Annotated in this window: 14 protein-coding genes; 5 read left to right on the forward strand and 9 right to left on the reverse strand. The window is 72.1% G+C overall.

From position 1 onward, the window contains the following. Positions 1-329: 329 nt before the first annotated feature. The 9 genes from GA0070561_RS00005 to ftsY form a co-directional block, all read right to left on the reverse strand. Positions 330-1,409, reverse strand: a complete 1,080-nt coding sequence (locus GA0070561_RS00005) for an amidohydrolase family protein (RefSeq protein WP_091393019.1) — start codon at positions 1,407-1,409, stop codon at positions 330-332. A gap of 65 nt (positions 1,410-1,474) precedes the next feature. Further along, positions 1,475-3,034 carry a signal recognition particle protein gene (gene ffh / locus GA0070561_RS00010; RefSeq protein ID WP_091393022.1) on the reverse strand — a complete coding sequence of 520 codons (1,560 nt, stop codon included), beginning with the start codon at positions 3,032-3,034 and terminating at the stop codon, positions 1,475-1,477. 114 nt (positions 3,035-3,148) lie between these two features. Further along, the gene (locus tag GA0070561_RS00015; protein WP_091393025.1) at positions 3,149-3,805 is read right to left on the reverse strand and encodes a response regulator transcription factor; all 657 of its coding nucleotides are present in this window, start codon (positions 3,803-3,805) and stop codon (positions 3,149-3,151) included. Further along, positions 3,802-4,965 (reverse strand): sensor histidine kinase, encoded by a 1,164-nt coding sequence (locus GA0070561_RS00020; protein WP_244166010.1) that lies wholly within the window; start codon positions 4,963-4,965, stop codon positions 3,802-3,804. Before GA0070561_RS00020 ends, GA0070561_RS00015 begins: the two co-directional genes overlap by 4 nt. Positions 4,966-5,761: 796 nt before the next feature. Further along, a complete protein-coding gene (locus tag GA0070561_RS00025) occupies positions 5,762-8,092 on the reverse strand; it encodes a [protein-PII] uridylyltransferase (protein WP_091393030.1) in 2,331 nt (776 codons plus the stop codon). A gap of 16 nt (positions 8,093-8,108) precedes the next feature. After that, positions 8,109-8,447: a P-II family nitrogen regulator gene (locus GA0070561_RS00030; RefSeq protein WP_172862163.1), complete on the reverse strand. Its 339-nt coding sequence runs from the start codon at positions 8,445-8,447 to the stop codon at positions 8,109-8,111. Positions 8,448-8,472: 25 nt separating this feature from the next. Beyond that, entirely contained in the window at positions 8,473-9,885 is a 1,413-nt protein-coding gene (locus GA0070561_RS00035; protein WP_091393032.1) for an ammonium transporter, read from the reverse strand. Between the two features lie 275 nt (positions 9,886-10,160). Then, positions 10,161-11,024, reverse strand: coding sequence for a phosphotransferase (locus tag GA0070561_RS00040; protein WP_181539524.1), 864 nt, complete (start codon positions 11,022-11,024; stop codon positions 10,161-10,163). 6 nt (positions 11,025-11,030) lie between these two features. Continuing rightward, the gene (gene ftsY / locus GA0070561_RS00045; RefSeq protein ID WP_091393035.1) at positions 11,031-12,212 is read right to left on the reverse strand and encodes a signal recognition particle-docking protein FtsY; all 1,182 of its coding nucleotides are present in this window, start codon (positions 12,210-12,212) and stop codon (positions 11,031-11,033) included. A 151-nt stretch (positions 12,213-12,363) separates the two neighbouring features. Here ftsY and GA0070561_RS00050 point away from each other — a divergent pair, with 151 nt between their 5' ends. From GA0070561_RS00050 to GA0070561_RS00070, 5 genes are all read left to right on the forward strand, one after another. Further along, a complete protein-coding gene (locus GA0070561_RS00050) occupies positions 12,364-14,091 on the forward strand; it encodes an alkaline phosphatase D family protein (RefSeq protein WP_091393037.1) in 1,728 nt (575 codons plus the stop codon). A 10-nt stretch (positions 14,092-14,101) separates the two neighbouring features. Further along, complete coding sequence (locus GA0070561_RS00055) at positions 14,102-14,542, forward strand: MarR family winged helix-turn-helix transcriptional regulator (protein ID WP_244166011.1); 441 nt, start codon at positions 14,102-14,104, stop codon at positions 14,540-14,542. 187 nt (positions 14,543-14,729) lie between these two features. After that, positions 14,730-16,307 (forward strand): MDR family MFS transporter, encoded by a 1,578-nt coding sequence (locus tag GA0070561_RS00060; RefSeq protein WP_482194118.1) that lies wholly within the window; start codon positions 14,730-14,732, stop codon positions 16,305-16,307. A 9-nt stretch (positions 16,308-16,316) separates the two neighbouring features. Further along, positions 16,317-16,811 (forward strand): universal stress protein, encoded by a 495-nt coding sequence (locus GA0070561_RS00065; protein ID WP_167362313.1) that lies wholly within the window; start codon positions 16,317-16,319, stop codon positions 16,809-16,811. A gap of 44 nt (positions 16,812-16,855) precedes the next feature. Then, a complete protein-coding gene (locus GA0070561_RS00070) occupies positions 16,856-17,377 on the forward strand; it encodes a DinB family protein (RefSeq protein ID WP_091393041.1) in 522 nt (173 codons plus the stop codon). Position 17,378: the final 1 nt, after the last annotated feature.

The raw sequence follows: 17,378 nt of genomic DNA on the forward strand, positions 1-17,378 counted from the left end.
CCCCGCACCCCGCACCCCGCACCCCGCACCCCGCACCCCGCACCAAGATCCGAGCAACTTCCCGGATGTTGCTGCCTCGGGCTCGCAGGAGACAGCAACATCTGTGATGTTGCGGGGATCTTCCTCATTGATCTCGCCACACGCCAAGATCGCGCTCGATCCTGGATGTAGTGGCATCCCCCAACGCCGAGGCCACTACATCCTGGTTCGAGCGCGATCTTGCGGTGCAAACAGCGCAGCACGGACCGCGGCGCGGGGCGGCGGCAGGGCGGCGCGGGGCGGCGGCAGGGCGGCGCGGGGCGCGGGGCGACGCGGGGTGCCTGCGGGGGTCAGCGGATGACGCGGCCGCGGAGGATCGTGCGGGACGGGGCGCGGACGACGCGCAGGTCACTACGGGGGTCTTCGGGGTAGACGGTCAGGTCGGCGAGGCCGCCTTCGACCAGGCCGGCGAAGCCGAGCCAGGCGCGGGCGCCCCAGGAGGCGGCGGCGAGTACGTCGACGGGTGCCATGCCGGCCCGTTCGTGCAGCAGCAGCATCTCCTCGGCGGCCAGCCCGTGATCGATGCCGCCACCGGCGTCGGTGCCCACGTAGATCGGCACCCCAGCCTCGTGCGCGGCACGCACCACCTCGGGGAAGCCGTCGCGCAGCGCGAGCATGTGGTCGGCGTACCCGGGGAACTTGCCCCGCGCCTGCTCGGCGATGCCCCCGAAGGTGGCAATGTTGATCATTGTGGGGACCAGGGCGGTGCCCTGGCGGGCCATCTCGTCGATCAGGTCGAGGCCGAGCCCGGTGCCGTGCTCCACCGAGTCCACCCCGGCCCGCACCATGATCTCGACGGCCGACTCGGAGAAGGTGTGCACCGCGGCGCGTACCCCGGCGTCGTGCGCCGCCCGCACGGCGGCGGTGAGGGTGTCCTCGTCCCAGGCCGGTGCCAGGTCACCGACGCCCCGGTCGATCCAGTCACCGACCAGCTTGACCCAGCCGTTGCCGGCCCGCGCCTGCGCGGCCACCGTGGCGGCCACCTCGGTCGCGTCGACCTCCACGCCGATGTCGCGCAGGTAGCGCTTCGGCGGGGCGACATGCTGGCCCGCGCGGGCCAGTCGCGGCAGGTCCGGCTCGTCGTCGAGTTCGGGGTACGGGTACGGCGACCCGGCGTCCCGGATCGCCAGCACCCCGGCGTCCCGGTCGACGTGGGCCAACGCGCGGGCCTGGTCGAGCGAGGTGATCGGGGCGCCACCTCGGGCGATACCGATGTGGCAGTGCGCGTCGACCAGCCCCGGCAGCACGAAACCACCGTCGACGACGGTCTCCGCACCGGGCACCGGGGTGAAGGTGACCCGGTCGCCGACCAGCCAGAGATCCCGTACCTCGTCGTCGGGGAGCAGCACGCCGCGCACATGAAGAGCCATGCGCACAGTCCTACCCGATCACTCCCCGTCGGGGGCGAGCAGGTCGTCCTCGACCCGCACTGAGGTCAGCGGGGGCGGTTGTCGCCACCCTTGCCGAGCTTGTTGAAGTCGATCTTCGGGAGCTTGAAGCCGGGCGGCAGGCCCTGGCCGCCAGCGAGGTCGTTCGGGTCCATCCCCGGCGGGAGCTGCGGCATGCCACCCGGGAAGCCGGCGGGCATCCCGGTGCCGGCGCCCGTACGCGGACGACCGCCGCCCTTGGTGCCCTTGCGCTTGTTCTTCGGCGACTTGGTCGCCTTGCGGCGGCCACCGCCGGGCAGGCCCATCATGCCGCCCATCTGCTTCATCATCTTCTGCGCGTCGGCGAAGCGGTTGAGCAGCTGGTTGACGTCCATCACGGTGACCCCGGAGCCGTTGGCGATGCGCGCCCGGCGGGAACCGTTGATGATCTTCGGGTTGGTCCGCTCTCCCGGGGTCATCGACCGGATGATCGCGGTGACCCGATCGAAGTGGCTGTCGTCCAGCTCGGCGAGCTGGTCCTTCATCTGCCCCATGCCGGGCATCATGGCCAGCACGTTGGCGATCGGGCCCATCCGCCGCACCGCGATGAGCTGGTCGAGGAAGTCGTCCAGGGTGAACTGCTCACCGCCCATCAGCTTGGCGGTCATCTTCTCCTTCTGATCGGAGTCGAAGGCCTGCTCGGCCTGCTCGATCAGAGTGAGGACGTCGCCCATGCCGAGGATCCGGCTGGCCATCCGGTCGGGGTGGAAGACGTCGAAGTCCTCCAGCTTCTCACCGGTGGAGGCGAACAGGATCGGCTGCCCGGTGACCTCACGGACCGACAGCGCGGCACCACCACGGGCGTCGCCGTCGAGCTTGGAGAGCACCACACCGGTGATGCCGACGCCGTCGCGGAACGCCTCGGCGGTGCGGACGGCGTCCTGACCGACCATCGCGTCGATGACGAAGATGACCTCGTCCGGCGAGACGGCGTCGCGGATGTCGGCGGCCTGCTGCATCATCTCGGCGTCGATGCCGAGCCGGCCGGCGGTGTCGACGATGACGATGTCGCGTGCGGCGCGCTTCGCGTGCTCGATCGACGCGCGGGCCACCTGCACCGGGTCACCGGTGCCGTTGCCGGGCTCCGGGGCGTACACCTCGACACCGGCCCGGCCACCGAGCACCTGGAGCTGCCCGACGGCGTTGGGGCGCTGGAGGTCGGCGGCGACGAGCAGCGGCTGGTGCCCCTGACCCTTGAGCCAGCGGGCCAGCTTGCCGGCGAGCGTCGTCTTACCGGAACCCTGGAGGCCGGCCAGCATGATCACCGTCGGCGGCTGCTTGGCGAACTGGAGCCGCCGCCCCTCGCCGCCGAGCACCTTGATCAGCTCTTCGTTGACGATCTTGACGATCTGCTGGGCCGGGTTCAGCGCCTGAGAGACCTCGGAGCTGCGGGCCCGCTCCTTGACGGCCGCGATGAAGCCCTTGACCACCGGCAGCGCGACGTCCGCCTCCAGCAGCGCGAGGCGGATCTCGCGCGCGGTGGCGTCGATGTCGGCGTCGGTGAGCCGCCCCTTGCCGCGGAGCTTGGTGAAGATCCCGGACAGGCGGTCACTCAAGGTGTCAAACACGCGAACATCCCGTTTGTCAGTGTTCCGGCGGGCACAACGCGGCCGGCACTGCGGAGTCCGGCCACCGCTAGGGTAACCGCCCCGCCGTAGGTCCGCTGTCGCCCGGCCCGGGCCTCACCCCGACACCAACCCCGACTGGTACGCGAACACGACGAGCTGGGCCCGATCCCGGGCTCCCAGCTTGCCCATCGCCCGGCTGACGTGGGTCCGCGCGGTCGCCGGGCTGACCACCAACTGCGCGGCGATCTCCTCGTTGTTCAGGCCCTCACCGACCAGGCCGACGACCTGACGCTCCCGATCGGTCAACGCCTCCAGTCGGGGGTGCGGACGAAGCACCCGGGACGGCCGGGTGGCGAACTCCCGCACCACCCGACGGGTCACCGACGGCGACAGCAGCGCCTCCCCCTCGGCGACGAGCCGGATCGCGCGCAGCAGGTCAGCCGGTCTGGTGTCCTTGGTGAGGAACCCGCTCGCACCGTGCCGCAGCGCGTCGAAGACGTACTCGTCCAGCTCGAAGGTGGTGAGCACCACCACCCGCGTGCCGGTCAGATCGGGGTCGGCGACGATACGACGGGTCGCCTCGATGCCGTCGATGCCGGGCATCCGGATGTCCATCAGCACCACGTCCGGCCGTTCCCGACGGGCCAACTCGACCGCCCGCAGCCCGTCGGACGCCTCGCCGGCCAGCGCCAGGTCGTCCTCGCTCTCCACCAGCGCGCGCAGCCCGAGCCGGACCAGGTCCTGGTCGTCGGCGATCAGCACCCGGATCACGTCGTCGGCTCCACGGGCAGCACGGCGTACACCCGGAACCCGCCCCCGGCGCGCGGCCCGGTGGTCAACCGCCCGCCCAGCGCCGCGACCCGCTCCCGCATCCCGGCCAGACCGTGGCCGCCCTCGTCGTCGGCCGGAGCCGTCCCGGCGCGGTCGGCGCCCACCCCCCGGTCGGTGACCTCGACGGTCACCTCGTCGACGCGGTAGTCCACTGTCACCTCCGCACTCCCCACCCCCGCGTGACGCAGCACGTTGGTCAACGCCTCCTGCACCACCCGGTACGCGGCCAGGTCGACAGCGGCCGGCACCTCCCGGGGGTCCCCGACCACGCGCACCTCGACGGCGAGCCCCGCCCCGGCGAGCCGGTCGCGCAGCGCGGGGAGGCGGGCCAGGCCGGGTACCGGTTCGCGCTCGGCGCCCCGTCGCACCGCGCCCAGGGTGACCCGCAGTTCGTCCAGCGCCTCACGGCTGGTCCGGCTGATCGCGGTCAGGGCCACCTCCGCCTGCTCCGGCCGCTTTGGCAGCAGGTGCAGGGCGATCTCCGCCTGCATGCTGATCGCGGCCAGCCCGTGCCCCACCACGTCGTGCACCTCCTGCGCGATGCGCAGCCGCTCCTCGTCGGCCTGCCGTCTGGCCTGCTCGGTACGGCTGCGGGCCTCTTCGGCACGGGTACGCGCGGTCGCCTCACGGCTCACCCGCACCACCACCCCCACCGCGAACGGTACGACCACCCAGGCCGCCGCGGGCAGCACTCCCGTCCAACCCGGCGCGGGCCCCCGCCCGAAGAAGACGTGCGCCAACAACAGAACGAACGCGCCGCCGGTGGCGAGCGCCGCCGGTCGCACCGGCAGCCACACGGCCACGGTGTAGACCGCGACCAGGAACGTGACCAGAATCGGTCCGTACGGGTAACCGATCAGCAGGTACGTCGAGGTGGCCACGGTGACCACGGCGAGGGTGGCGACCGGAGCACGCCGCCGGACCAGCAGGGCGAGCGCTGCGACGGCGATCAGCACCCGACTGGCGGCGTCCACCGGCCTCGACCCCGGTTGGTTGTCCGCGGCCAGACCGGTGGCGAGCAACCCGAACCCGAGCAGCACCAGGGCGAGCGCGGCATCCGCCGCCACCTCCGGCCACCGCCACTGCCCGCGTCGTCGCATGGCCGTCATTCTGCCCGCGCAGGTGCCGCTCGACGTGCGTCCACGAGCGGCACCGCCACTACGCCCCCGGACGTACCCGCCGCCGCAGCCCGCCCCGCTGCCCCGCCCCGCTGTCCCGCCCCGCACCTCTCCCTGCGGTCCGGACCGGCCGGTTACGGCCCGCGCCCGTCCCCGCACCTCTCCCTGCGGTCCGGACCGGCCGGTTACGTCCCCGCCCCGTCCCCGCACCTCTCCCTGCGGTCTGGACCGGTCGGTTACGGCCCGCGCCCCGTCCCCGCCCCGCCCTTCGCTGCCCGCCCGGCCGCTCGCGGCACCCGCTTGCCCGGCGGCACTCGCCGGCGGGGCTTGCGTCCGGCGCTTGCGTCCGGCGCTTGCCGACGGGGCGTGCGGACGGCGGCAAGCAGAGCTGACAGACGGCGGCGGACGTGATCGGCGGCGGACACCGCGGAGAGCGTTATACCTCAGAGGTATAAATATGCCTCTGAGGTATAACGCTGAAAGGGGCACGAGGGCCGGCGGGCCCGCTTCACGGCCGGCCCCAGGTGGCAGGGCCGCGAGGTCGCCGAAGGGAACCGGTAGCCGCAAAGGCAGCACGGCCCACGCCTCTGGTGGTCCCCATCAGTTTCGGTCCACTCGCCGGTGCCGCAGCCGACCGGGCCGCGCCATAGCCCAGCTGACAGGCCTTGACCCCAAACCGCAGCCTTGGCCCGAACGACAGCCCTGGCCAGGACGGCGCCCTCCGCCCGAACGGCAGCGCTGTCCAGGACGGCAACGCTGCCAGGACGGCAACCGCAGGTCAGACGGCGGCGAGGACCGCGGCCTCCAGGCGGGCCCGGGTGGCGTCGTCCGGCCAACCGCCGACCAGATAGAAGGCGTCGACCACGTCGGCGCCGAGGGTGGAGATGCGGGCCGCGCGAACTAGGGCGCCGGCCTCGTCGAGCGCGCAGGCGACCCGGTAGAGCAACCCGGCGGCGTCGGCGGCGCGCAGTTCCAGCAGTACGGCGTCGGTGGCCGCCTCGCGGTGCCAGACCACTCGCGGAGCCGCGCCACCGCCACGGCTGGCGAGCGCACGGCCGCGCAGCCGTTGGGTCACCGACACGTCGCCGGCGACCGCCCGGCGCAGGTCGGCGCGGAGGGGGACCGGGTCCGGCGGAAGGCCGTAGCGGGGCTGCACCCGGCACTCGACCAGGGCCCGGCCGTCCACGGCGGAGGCGTCCGCGGAGATGACCTCCAGCCGGTGCAGCGCCAGGCAGCCGGCCACCGTGGCGAGCAGACCCCGCCGGTCGGCCGCCGCGACCGACACCCGGTCGCCGGTCAGGTGGACGACCGGCAGTGGCCCGGCCAGCAGCTCCGGGTTCGGGGCGGGTGGCTCGGGAAGTACGCCGGTGTCCAGCGCGGTGCGAACCCGGGCGACCAGCTCGGCGACGAGTCGGCCCTTCCAGTCGGACCAGGCCGCCGGCCCGGTCGCCGCCGCGTCGGCGCGGACCAATGCGTGCAGCACGTCGAGGGTGCCGGTATCGCCGACCGCCTCGGCCACCGAGGCGATGGTGACCGGGTCGCTCAGGTCCCGGCGGGTGGCCACGTCGGGCAGCAGCAGGTGCAGCCGGACCAGCTTGCCGATCAGCTCGACCTCCGCGGCGGGCAGACCGACCCTGGTGGCCACCGCCTGGGCAACCGGCACACCGACGGTGCTGTGGTCACCGGGGAGGCCCTTGCCGATGTCGTGCAGGAGAGCGCCGAGGAGCAGCAGGTCGGGGCGCTCCACCTCGCGGGCGTGCCGGCTGGCCTCGTGCGCGGTCTGCACGAGGTGCCGGTCGAGGGTGAAGCGGTGCACCGGGTTGTGCTGGGGCAGGCTGCGCAGCCGGGTCCACTCGGGCAGCCAGCCGTCGACCAGCCCGTACCGGTCGCAGGTCTCCCAGGCGGGCACCAGGCCGGCACCAGCCCCGAGCAGGGTGATCAGCGCGGCCCGGGCCTCGGCCGGCCAGGGAGCCGGCAGGGGCGGGCAGTACGCCGCCAGCCACTCGCAGGTGGCCCGCGCGATGGGGATCCGGGTCGTGGCCGACGCGGCGGCCACCCGCAGCGAGAGGCTCGGGTCGGGGCGTGCCCCGATCGCCGTGCGGGCGAGCACCAACTCGCCGTCATGTTCGACCACGTCGCGGGCGACCGGGCGGCGGGCCGGGCGGCCGTTGCCGCCCCGGGAGCGGCCGGAGCGCAGCCGGTCGGCGGCCCGGAAGGCGTCGTCCAGGGCGTGGCTGACCGTGCGGGCGTCACCGGCGACCCGACGCAGCAGCGCGTCGCCGTCTTCCACGACGGTTCCAGGCCGCCGCGCGCCATCAGAGGCGCCGGGCTGGAGATGTCGCAGGCCGAGCAGGGTGGCCACTCCGTCGCGCTCCTGGGCGACCAGCCGGTCGACCCGTCGACCGACCTGCTGGTGCAGCGCGTCGCGGGTGTCCAACAGGCGCAGGTGGGCGGCGCGTACGGCGGGACGCAGCGCGTCGGTGATGCCGGCGGCGGAGATCGCCCGCAGCAGCCCCACGTCACGCAGACCACCGGCGGCCTCCTTGAGGTCGCCCTCCAGCAGGAACGCCAGCTCACCGTGGGCCTGCCAACGGGCTTCGGTGACCTCCCGCAGGCCGGGCAGGTGCCGGACCGCGGTGCGCCGCCAATGATCGGCGGCGGTGCGGATCAGCGCGTCGGCCAGCGCCTGGTCCCCCACGATCAACCGGGCGTCGAGCAGCCCGAGGGCGACCTTGACGTCGTCCTGGGCCACCGAGAGCGCCTCGGCGACGGTGCGTACGGAATGGTCGAGCCGCAGGCCCGCGTCCCAGATCGGGTACCAGACCGAGGCGGCCAACTCGTCCGTGCCGGGCACCCCGGCGTGCAGCAGCACCAGGTCGAGGTCGCCGTACGGGGCACACTGCCGCCGACCCAGGCCCCCGACGGCCAGCAGTGCCACCCCGTCCCGCGCCGGCAGCAACCCCCGCAAAAACGAGTCGTACGCGGCGGCCCGCCCCCGCCGGGCCGCTTCCCCGATCCCCCCGGGAACGCCGACGACCTCGTTGATCAAGAGGTTCGCGTCGCCGTCATCGGCGGGTCCTGACGCGTTCTTCTTGATCAACGAGGTCATGTCAGTCGTGGCCGCGTCAGAGTGCGTCGAGGCCGCGTTCGCCGGTACGTACCCGGACGACCTCTTCGACACCGGTGACCCAGACCTTGCCGTCACCGATCTTGCCCGTGCGGGCCGCTCCGACGATGGCGTCCACCACCTTGTCGACGTCGATCTCGTCGGTGAGCACCTCGACCCGGATCTTGGGCAGGAACTCGACCGTGTACTCGGCACCCCGGTAGACCTCGGTGTGCCCCTTCTGCCGCCCGTACCCCTGAACCTCGCTGACGGTCAGCCCGGCCACCCCGAGGGCGTGCAGGGCTTCCTTCACCGCGTCCAGTTGGTACGGCTTGATGACTGCGGTCACCAGCTTCATGTCCAACCCCTCCATCCCAGGAACGTTAACCGGCGACCTTTTCGCTGACCGGCTCGGCGGGCTCCGCCTCCGGCTTGGCACCACTCGTCGCGCCGCCACCGGGGGTGCCGATGCCGGCCATCGCGAACGCGCTGCCCGTGCCGCCGCCGGCCGGGGACAGGTCGTAGCTGCTCTCGGCGTGCTCGGCGATGTCGATGCCCTCGACCTCCGCCTCGGCCTTCACCCGGAAGCCGATCGTCTTCTCGATGACGAAGGCGAGCACCCAGGCGATGCCGAACGACCAGACGGTGACGATCAGGCCGGCGAGGGCCTGCCGCCCGAGCTGGGTCGCGCCGCCGCCGTAGAAGAGGCCGTCGGAGGCCCCCACCACGTCGGTGATCGCGGCGTTGACCGAGTTGGTGGCGAAGAGACCGAGCCAGAGCGAGCCGATCCAACCACCGACGAAGTGCACGCCGACCACGTCGAGCGAGTCGTCGTAGCCGAGCTTGTACTTGAGGCTGACGGCGAGCGCGCACACGACACCGGCGACGATGCCGAGCAGGACGGACGCCCACGGTGCGATGAAGCCGCAGGCCGGGGTGATGGCGACCAGACCGGCGACGGCGCCGGACGAGGCACCGACCATGGTCGGCTTACGGTCCTTGACCCACTCGACAGCGATCCAGCCGAGCACCGCCGCCGCCGTGGCGAGCTGGGTGTTGATGAAGGCGAGGCCGGCGACCGAGTCGACGGTCAGCTCCGAGCCGGCGTTGAACCCGAACCAGCCGAACCACAGCAGACCAGCACCGAGCGCGACAAGCGGGATGTTGTGCGGCTTCATGCCCTCCCGCGGCCAACCGAGCCGCTTACCGAGGACCAGGACCACGGCCAGGGCCGCCGCACCGGCGTTGATGTGCACCGCGGTGCCACCGGCGAAGTCCAGTGCGTGGATGTCGCCGCCGATGATGCCGCCGCCCCACACCCAGTGGGCGACCGGGAAGTAGACCAGGGTGGCCCAGCCGAAGGCGAACAGCAGCCAGCCGGCGAACTTGGCCCGGTCGGCGATGGCACCGCTGATCAGCGCGACGGTGATCACCGCGAAGACCATCTGGAAGGCCATGAACACGTAGAGCGGAACCCCGATGCCGCTGGGGTTCTCCGCCGTGGCGCCCCACAGGTCGGTTTCGGCGAGGAAGGTCTTGGTGCCGAGGTACGCGCCCGGGTCGCCCCAGAAGCCGTTCACGTCGGCCCCGAAGGCGACGCTGAATCCGTAGAACCACCACAGAATAGAGATGAGCCCGATAGCCGAGAAGCTCATCATCATCATGTTGAGTACGCCCTTGGCCCGGTTGAGGCCGCCGTAGAACAGCGCCAGTCCGGGGGTCATGAGCAGCACGAGCGCGGTCGAAACCAGCAACCACGTGGTATTGGCGCCGTCGATCGTCGGTGCTTCAGGCACGCTGGCCTCCTAAAGGTGAAGTCCTCCTTCGCGGCTTTCCGGGGCAGCGTCGCCCGTAGGCCGGTTGCGCGGAAGCTTCGCGGCCGGCTGTTTCACTTTGGGTCCCGTGCGGGTTTCCGTTTCGTGACGGGTTGTTTCGGACGTGTCACGAACTCCGCACAGTCATCAGCATGGACGACTGTGGATCGACCGGACGGCGATCGTCGATGGCTGACCGGTCAGCGGCATCGACCGGTGCGCGTGACCGGCCCGGCCGAGCATCGCCCGCCCGGCGTTCAGCGGAGGGCGTTCTCCAGAGCGTGCCGCTCGTAGTCGAGCAGCCGCAGATCGCGCATCGGCCGACGCAGGTGGCCCTTGTGCACGATCCGGACGAACGCCGGCTCACCCGCGGCGGCCATCCGCCGGATCCCCTCGACGTGGTCCACGATCCGTTTACGGATGGTCCGGATCAGCCGGTGCCGGTCCCGGGGGATCAGCCCGTACGCGTCGGCGAAGAGCCGGAGGCGGCGCGGGCGGTCCGGGTGCTTCCAGCCCAGCGTGATCGAGTCCCGGTCCGCGAAGATCGGCACCCAGGTCCAGGCCGCGTACGCCACGTCGTAGATCCGCGCTCCGGGCGAGGCGAGGTCGAAGTCGATCAGCCCGAGGGTGCCGTCCGGACGCCAGATCACGTTGTGCGGCGCGGCGTCGTGGTGGCAGATCACCTCGGTGTCCGGTGGTGGGGGCCCGAACGAGCGCCAGACCGCCGCCTGCGGAGGGGTGAAGCCGTACTGCGCGTCGTGGAACATCCGCAGCATGGTGGCGACGGTGACCAGGGCCTCGTCGGTCACCCAGTGCGGGGCGAGCGGATATTCTCCGCACTCCCCCTCCAGGTACGACAGCACCTCACGGTTGCGCTCGTCCATCCCGAGCGCCCGGGGGGCGCCGGTGAACCCCACGTACTCCAGGTGGCGCAGCAGCGCGTGTACGGACGGGGTCCACGGCCCGGCGTTGCGCCGGACCGTGTCACCCACGCGGACAACGGTGCTCACGTTGCCGCCGTGCAGCGGGATCTCCTGCGAAGTCACGTACGGTCTCCCGAGGCGCTGCGAAGGATGGCCGGGGTCACGCCAACCCGCGTACGCGCGATCGTCAGTGGTCACCCGAGACTACGCGTCCCGGCCGGTGGCCTCGGTCCCCAGCAACGCGTCGACGAACTGCGCCGGGTCGAACGGGGCCAGGTCGTCCTTGCCTTCGCCGAGGCCGACCAGCTTCACGGGGATGCCGAGCTTGCGCTGCACGGCGATCACGATGCCGCCCTTGGCGGTGCCGTCGAGCTTGGTCAGCACCACACCGGTCACGTTGACCACCTCGGTGAAGACCCGGGCCTGCTCCAGGCCGTTCTGCCCGGTGGTGGCGTCCAGGATGAGCAGCGTCTCGTCGATCGGGCCCTGCTTCTCCACCACGCGCTTGACCTTGCCCAGCTCGTCCATCAGGCCGACCTTGTTCTGCAGGCGGCCGGCGGTGTCGATGAGCACGGTGTCCACGCCGGTGTCGATGCCGCGCTTCACGGCGTCGAAGGCGACGCTGGCCGGGTCGGCGGCCTCGGGCCCCCGCACGGTCTCCGCTCCGACGCGCGAGCCCCAGGTCTCCAGTTGGTCGGCCGCGGCGGCCCGGAAGGTGTCCGCCGCACCGAGCAGCACGCTGCGGCCGTCGGCCACCAGCACCCGGGCGATCTTGCCGCAGGTAGTGGTCTTGCCGGCGCCGTTGACGCCGACGACCAGGACCACCGCCGGCACGCCGTCCTTGGGGGCGGTCCGCAACGAGCGGTCCAGGCTCGGGTCGAGCGCGTTGACCAGCTCGGCGGCGAGCAGTGCCCGCAGCTCGGAGGCCGAGCGGGTGCCGAGCACCCGGGTGCGCTCGCGGAGCCGGTCGACGATGTCGCGGGTGGAGTCGACGCCGACGTCTGCGGTGATCAGGCTGTCCTCGATCTCCTCCCAGACGTCCTCGTCGAGGTGGTCGCGGGCGAGCAGGCCGAGCAGGCCCTTGCCGAACACGTTCTGTGAGCGGGACAGCCGCGAGCGGAGCCGGACCAGCCGCCCGGCGGTCGGCTCGGGGACCTCGACCTGTGGTTCGAGCACCGGCGGCGGCTCGACCAGGACGCCGGTGGACAGATCGGACTCCGGTGCCTCGACCGGCGGGCCGGCGAGATCCTCCTCAGCCCTGGTGTCGACCTCCGTGCGTGGCAGCGGGGGCTCGGGCCGTCGCCGCAATCGCGGCACGACCAGCCCGACTGTGCCGGCGATCAGCACACCGAGCAGGACCAGAGCGAGGACGAGATATTCGGCCATGCCGGAATCCTGTCAGATGCCGGCGGCGGCGTCCCAGCCACCGCACCCCGAGCCGTGCCCGGAGCCTCAGCCCACCGCTCCCGCGCGCGGTGCTGGGGGTGTCAGCACCGCACCCGGCCGGCACCAGCGAACCGGCGGTAGGCTCGGCCGCATGCCCGCCGCACACCTCCTCATCGGCCCACTTCTGCGGCGAGTGGTGGACACCCGGGCGACGATCTGGGTGGAGACGGCGGCGCCCGCCGTGGTCACCGTCCGCACCGCTGGCGGCGCCACCGGCACCGCGCCCACCTTCTCGGCGTACGACCACCACTACGCCCTCGTGGTGGTGGAGGGCCTTGACCCGGACAGCGAGACCACCTACGAGGTGCTGGTCGACGACGAGATTGTCTGGCCGGTGCCGAGCAGCGGGTTCCCGCCGAGCGTGATCCGCACCCGGGCGGCCGACGATCGGGACCAGCCGGTCAATCTGATCTTCGGCTCGTGTCGCGAGACCACCCAGCACGCCACCACCCGCAAGCTGCCGCCGGACGCGTTGGACGCGTACGCCCGGCGGTTGATGGCCGACCCGGAGTCGAACCCGCTGCCCGACCTGCTGGTGCTGCTCGGTGACCAGGTCTACGCCGACGTCACCTCGCCCACCGTGCGCCGGCTGCTGCGTCGACGGCGGCGGCGGCCGAAGGGCGCTCCGGCCGACCAGGTGGTGAGCTTCGACGAGTACACCAAGCTCTACCTGGAGTCCTGGCGTGACCCGGAGATCCGTTGGCTGCTCTCCACCGTGCCCAGCGTGATGATCTTCGACGATCACGAGATCATCGACGACTGGAACACCTCGGCGGCGTGGCGAGCCGAGGTACGCGAGCAGCCGTGGTGGCAGGAGCGGATCGGCAGTGGGCTCGCCTCGTACTGGGTCTACCAGCACCTGGGCAACCTCTCCCCCGACGAGATCGCCGCCGATCCGGTCTTCGCGAAGGTCGCCGCCGCCGAGGACGCCACCAGCGTGCTGCGCGAGTTCGGCCACCGGGTCGACCAGGAGTCCGACCTGGCGCACGACACCGAGCGCTGGCGCGCTGTGCAGTATCAGTGGAGCTACGCACTGGACCTGGGCCGGACCCGGCTGGTCATGCTGGACAACCGGTGCAGCCGGGTGCTCGAGCCCAACAGCCGGGCGATGCTGCCGCCCGGCGAGTGGGCCTGGTTCCTCGACCAGGCGCACGGGGTCTACGACCACCTGGTGGTGGGTGCCTCGCTGCCCTGGCTGCTGCCGCAGGGCATCCACCACATCGAGGCATGGAACGAGAAACTGGCGGACTCACGCCGACCGTGGGTGGCGCGCGGGGCGGAGAAGCTGCGCCGCGCCCTGGACCTGGAGCACTGGGCGGCGTTCCGGCGGTCCTTCGAGGCCCTCGCCGAGACGTTCGCCCGCATCGGCACCGGCACGCCGCGGCAGTCCGGCGCGCGGATCGGGGCCGGCCCGGCGTACGCCCCACCGGCGTCGATCAGCGTGCTCTCCGGTGACGTGCACCATTCGTACGTGGCGCGGGCCCGCTTCGCGGACCCGGCGGTGGTGACCCCGGTGCACCAGCTCACCTGTTCGCCGATCCACAACCAGGTGCCGGCGGGCATCCGTCCGCTGATGCGGCTGGGCTGGTCGCCCGGTCCGGCCGGTGCCACCCGGGCGCTGGCCCGTTCGGCGGGGGTACGTCGACCGGGGGTGCGCTGGCGCAAGCTGGCCGGCCCGTACTTCGGTAACGCCGTCGCCACCCTGACCCATGACGGGCGCGGGGCCGACGTGGTCATCGAGGGCACCACCAAGGACGGGCACCTACGCCCGGTGATGCGGCGTCGACTCTCCGGCGCCGGCGAGCCGGCCGCGCCGTAGTCTCTACGCCGTGGACGAGCACCTGCCGGAGCCGATCCGGGCCGTCGAGCACGAGTTGACCGCTCTGCTGCGCCGTGGCCGCGCGGTCTCCTGGGAGATCGCCCGGGAGGTGCACCCGAACCTGGAGCCGAACACCTACGGGTTGCTGCTCTGGTTGCGCCGTAGCGGGTCGATCCGGTTGACCGAGTTGGCGGCGCGGCTGGGCGTGGGCAAGGGGACGCTGAGCCGGCAGATCAACGCGTTGGAGGTCCTCGGTCTGGTGCATCGCGACCCCGATCCGAGTGACCGGCGGGCCGCGCAGATCAGCATGACCGACGAGGGACAGCGCCGGTTCGACGTGGCCCGCGCGGCCCGGCTGGGCGAGTTCCTGCGCGCGCTGGACGGCTGGCCGGAGCGGGACGTCGAGGAGTTCGCCCGGCTGCTCGGCCGGTTCAACGACTCCTGGCAGTAGCGCTCCGAGGCGGGGAATAGCGCGCCGGTCCGGCAAGTTGTTGCTTCAGGCAACCAAGGCATACGGTCGCCTCAGGCAACTCACACGCGGCCCGCGCGTACCAGCCCCGCCGTTCCACCTCGACTCCGCTCGGAGGCAACAAACGATGAGCCAGGCGACAGTGCCTCCCCAGGCGTCCGCCGTGACCATGACCCACCGGCAGATCCTGGAAGCACTCTCCGGCCTGCTGCTGGGCCTGTTCGTCGCGATCCTCTCCTCCACGGTCATCTCGAACGCGCTGCCGCGGATCATCACCGAACTGCACGGCGGTCAGTCCGCGTACACCTGGGTGGTGACCTCGGCCCTGCTCGCGACCACCGCGACCACCCCCATCTGGGGCAAGCTGGCCGACCTGACCAGTAAGAAGACCCTGGTCCAGCTGGCCCTGGGGATCTACGTGCTGGGTTCGGTGCTGGCCGGCCTCGCCCAGGGCACCGGTGAGCTGATCGCCTGCCGGGTGCTCCAGGGCGTCGGCGCCGGCGGTCTCACCGCTCTGGCCCAGGTGATCATGGCTACGATGATCGCGCCCCGCGAACGCGGCCGCTACAGCGGCTACCTCGGCGCCGTGATGGCCGTCGGCACCATCGGTGGCCCGCTGATCGGCGGCGTGATCGTGGACACCTCCTGGCTCGGCTGGCGCTGGTGCTTCTACGTCGGCGTGCCGTTCGCCATCGTCGCGCTGATCGTGCTCCAGAAGACCCTGCACCTGCCGGTGGTCAAGCGGAAGGCCGAGATCGACTGGTGGGGCGCCACCCTGATCACCGCCGCCGTCTCGGTGCTGCTGATCTGGGTCTCGCTCGCCGGCGACCAATTCGCCTGGGCCTCCTGGCAGACCGCCGTCATGGTCGTCGGCGCGCTGGTCCTCGGCGCGCTGGCCATCCGGGTCGAGACCCGGGCCGCCGAGCCGATGATCCCGCCGCGGCTTTTCCGCAACCGCACCATCACCCTCGCCGTCGTCGCCAGCATCGCGGTCGGTGTGGGCATGTTCGGCGCATCGATCTTCCTGGGCCAGTACTTCCAGATCAGCCGGGGGCAGAGCCCCACCATGTCCGGCCTGATGACCCTGCCGATGATCCTCGGCCTACTGGTCGCCTCCACGGTCATCGGGCGGGTCATCACCAAGACCGGTCGCTGGAAGCGGTACCTGGTGATCGGGTCGGCGCTGCTCACCGTCGGCTTCGCGCTGATGGGCACCCTCCGCGCCGACACCAGCTTCACCCTGCTCAGTGTCTACATGTTGCTGATCGGCGTCGGCCTCGGCATGACCATGCAGAACCTGGTCCTCGCCGTGCAGAACACCGTCGGCCCGCACGAACTCGGCGCGGCCAGCTCGGTGGTGGCGTTCTTCCGCAGCCTGGGTGGCGCGATCGGCGTCTCCGCCCTCGGTGCGGTCCTCGCCCACAAGGTCAAGGACTACACCGCCGACGGGCTGGCCCAACTGGGCGTCCCCGCCTCCAGCTCGGGCAGCGGCGGTGCCCTGCCCGACGTGCACACCCTGCCCGGCCCGCTGCGGGCGGTGGTGGAGAGCGCGTACGGCCACGGCGCCGGTGACATCTTCCTGGCCGCAGCCCCGTTCGCGCTGATCGCGCTGATCGCGGTGGCCTTCATCAAGGAGGTGCCACTGCGCCAGCACAACGGAAACCCGGTTTTCGACCAGGTCGAGCGGGAATCGACAGTCGCCGCCGGCGCTGGCGCACCCGTGATCCGTACCGGCGAGCAGAGGTGAGGTAGAGCCATGGGCGTGGGAGCACCGGACCGCGAGGAGTACGGCCCCCGGACCCGACCGCTGCCCTTCGAGCGCGGCACGGACGGCCCTCGGGTGATCATGGTCGGCATCGACGGCACCCGGACCTCCGAGCGGGCCGGCTCCTACGCGGCGGGCCTGGCCCGTCGGCAGGGCGCCGCGCTGGTGGTGGTCTTCGTCAGCTCGCCGAGCGGGCTGACCGCCCTGGTGCCCGGCATGGACGCCGGCGCGGTCCAGCGCACCCACGACGAGTTGGCCGACGAACTGCGCCGGGAGTGCCGGCGTGGGGCCGAGCAGTGGGGCATTCCGGTGACCCTGCTGGTGCGGCGCGGCGACGCGTACGGCGAGCTGTGCGCGGCGGCCGACGAGTTCCGGGCCGACATGGTGGTGGTCGGCGCCTCCGAGCAGGCCGGACACCGGCTGGTCGGCTCGGTCGCCACCCGGCTGGTCCGCGCCGGCCGCTGGCCCGTCGTCGTGGTGCCCTGATAACCCGTCGCGGAGTGTCCGAGGTGCCGGGCAGGATGCGCGGCATGACCTGGATCGCGCCGGAGATCACCCGGACCCCCGAACCGTACGTCGGCGACGAGCGCACGATGCTCGACGGCTGGCTCGACTACCACCGACAGACACTGCTGCTCAAGTGCGCCGGCCTGACCGAGGAGCAGTTGCGGACGCCGAGCGTGGAACCGTCCGGGCTGACCCTGCTCGGTCTGGTCCGGCACCTGGCCGAGGTGGAGGCCTGGTGGTTCCGGGAGAACTTCGCCGGCGAGCAGGTCGACTACCCGTACTTCACCCCGGAGAACCCGGACGCCGACCACGACGTCAGCGCCGCGAACGCCGAGGCCGACTTCGCCACCTTCCACCGCGAGGTGGCGCTGGCGCGCGAGGCTGCCGCCGGCCATTCGCTCGACGAGACGTTCACCGAGGTCGGCGCGAAGAAGCGCACCTTCAACCTGCGCTGGGTGTACGTGCACATGATCGAGGAGTACGCCCGGCACAACGGCCACGCCGACCTGATCCGGGAACGCATCGACGGCGTCACCGGCGAGTGAT

Source organism: Micromonospora saelicesensis (assembly GCF_900091575.1).
Taxonomy (GTDB): Bacteria; Actinomycetota; Actinomycetes; order Mycobacteriales; family Micromonosporaceae; genus Micromonospora; species Micromonospora saelicesensis.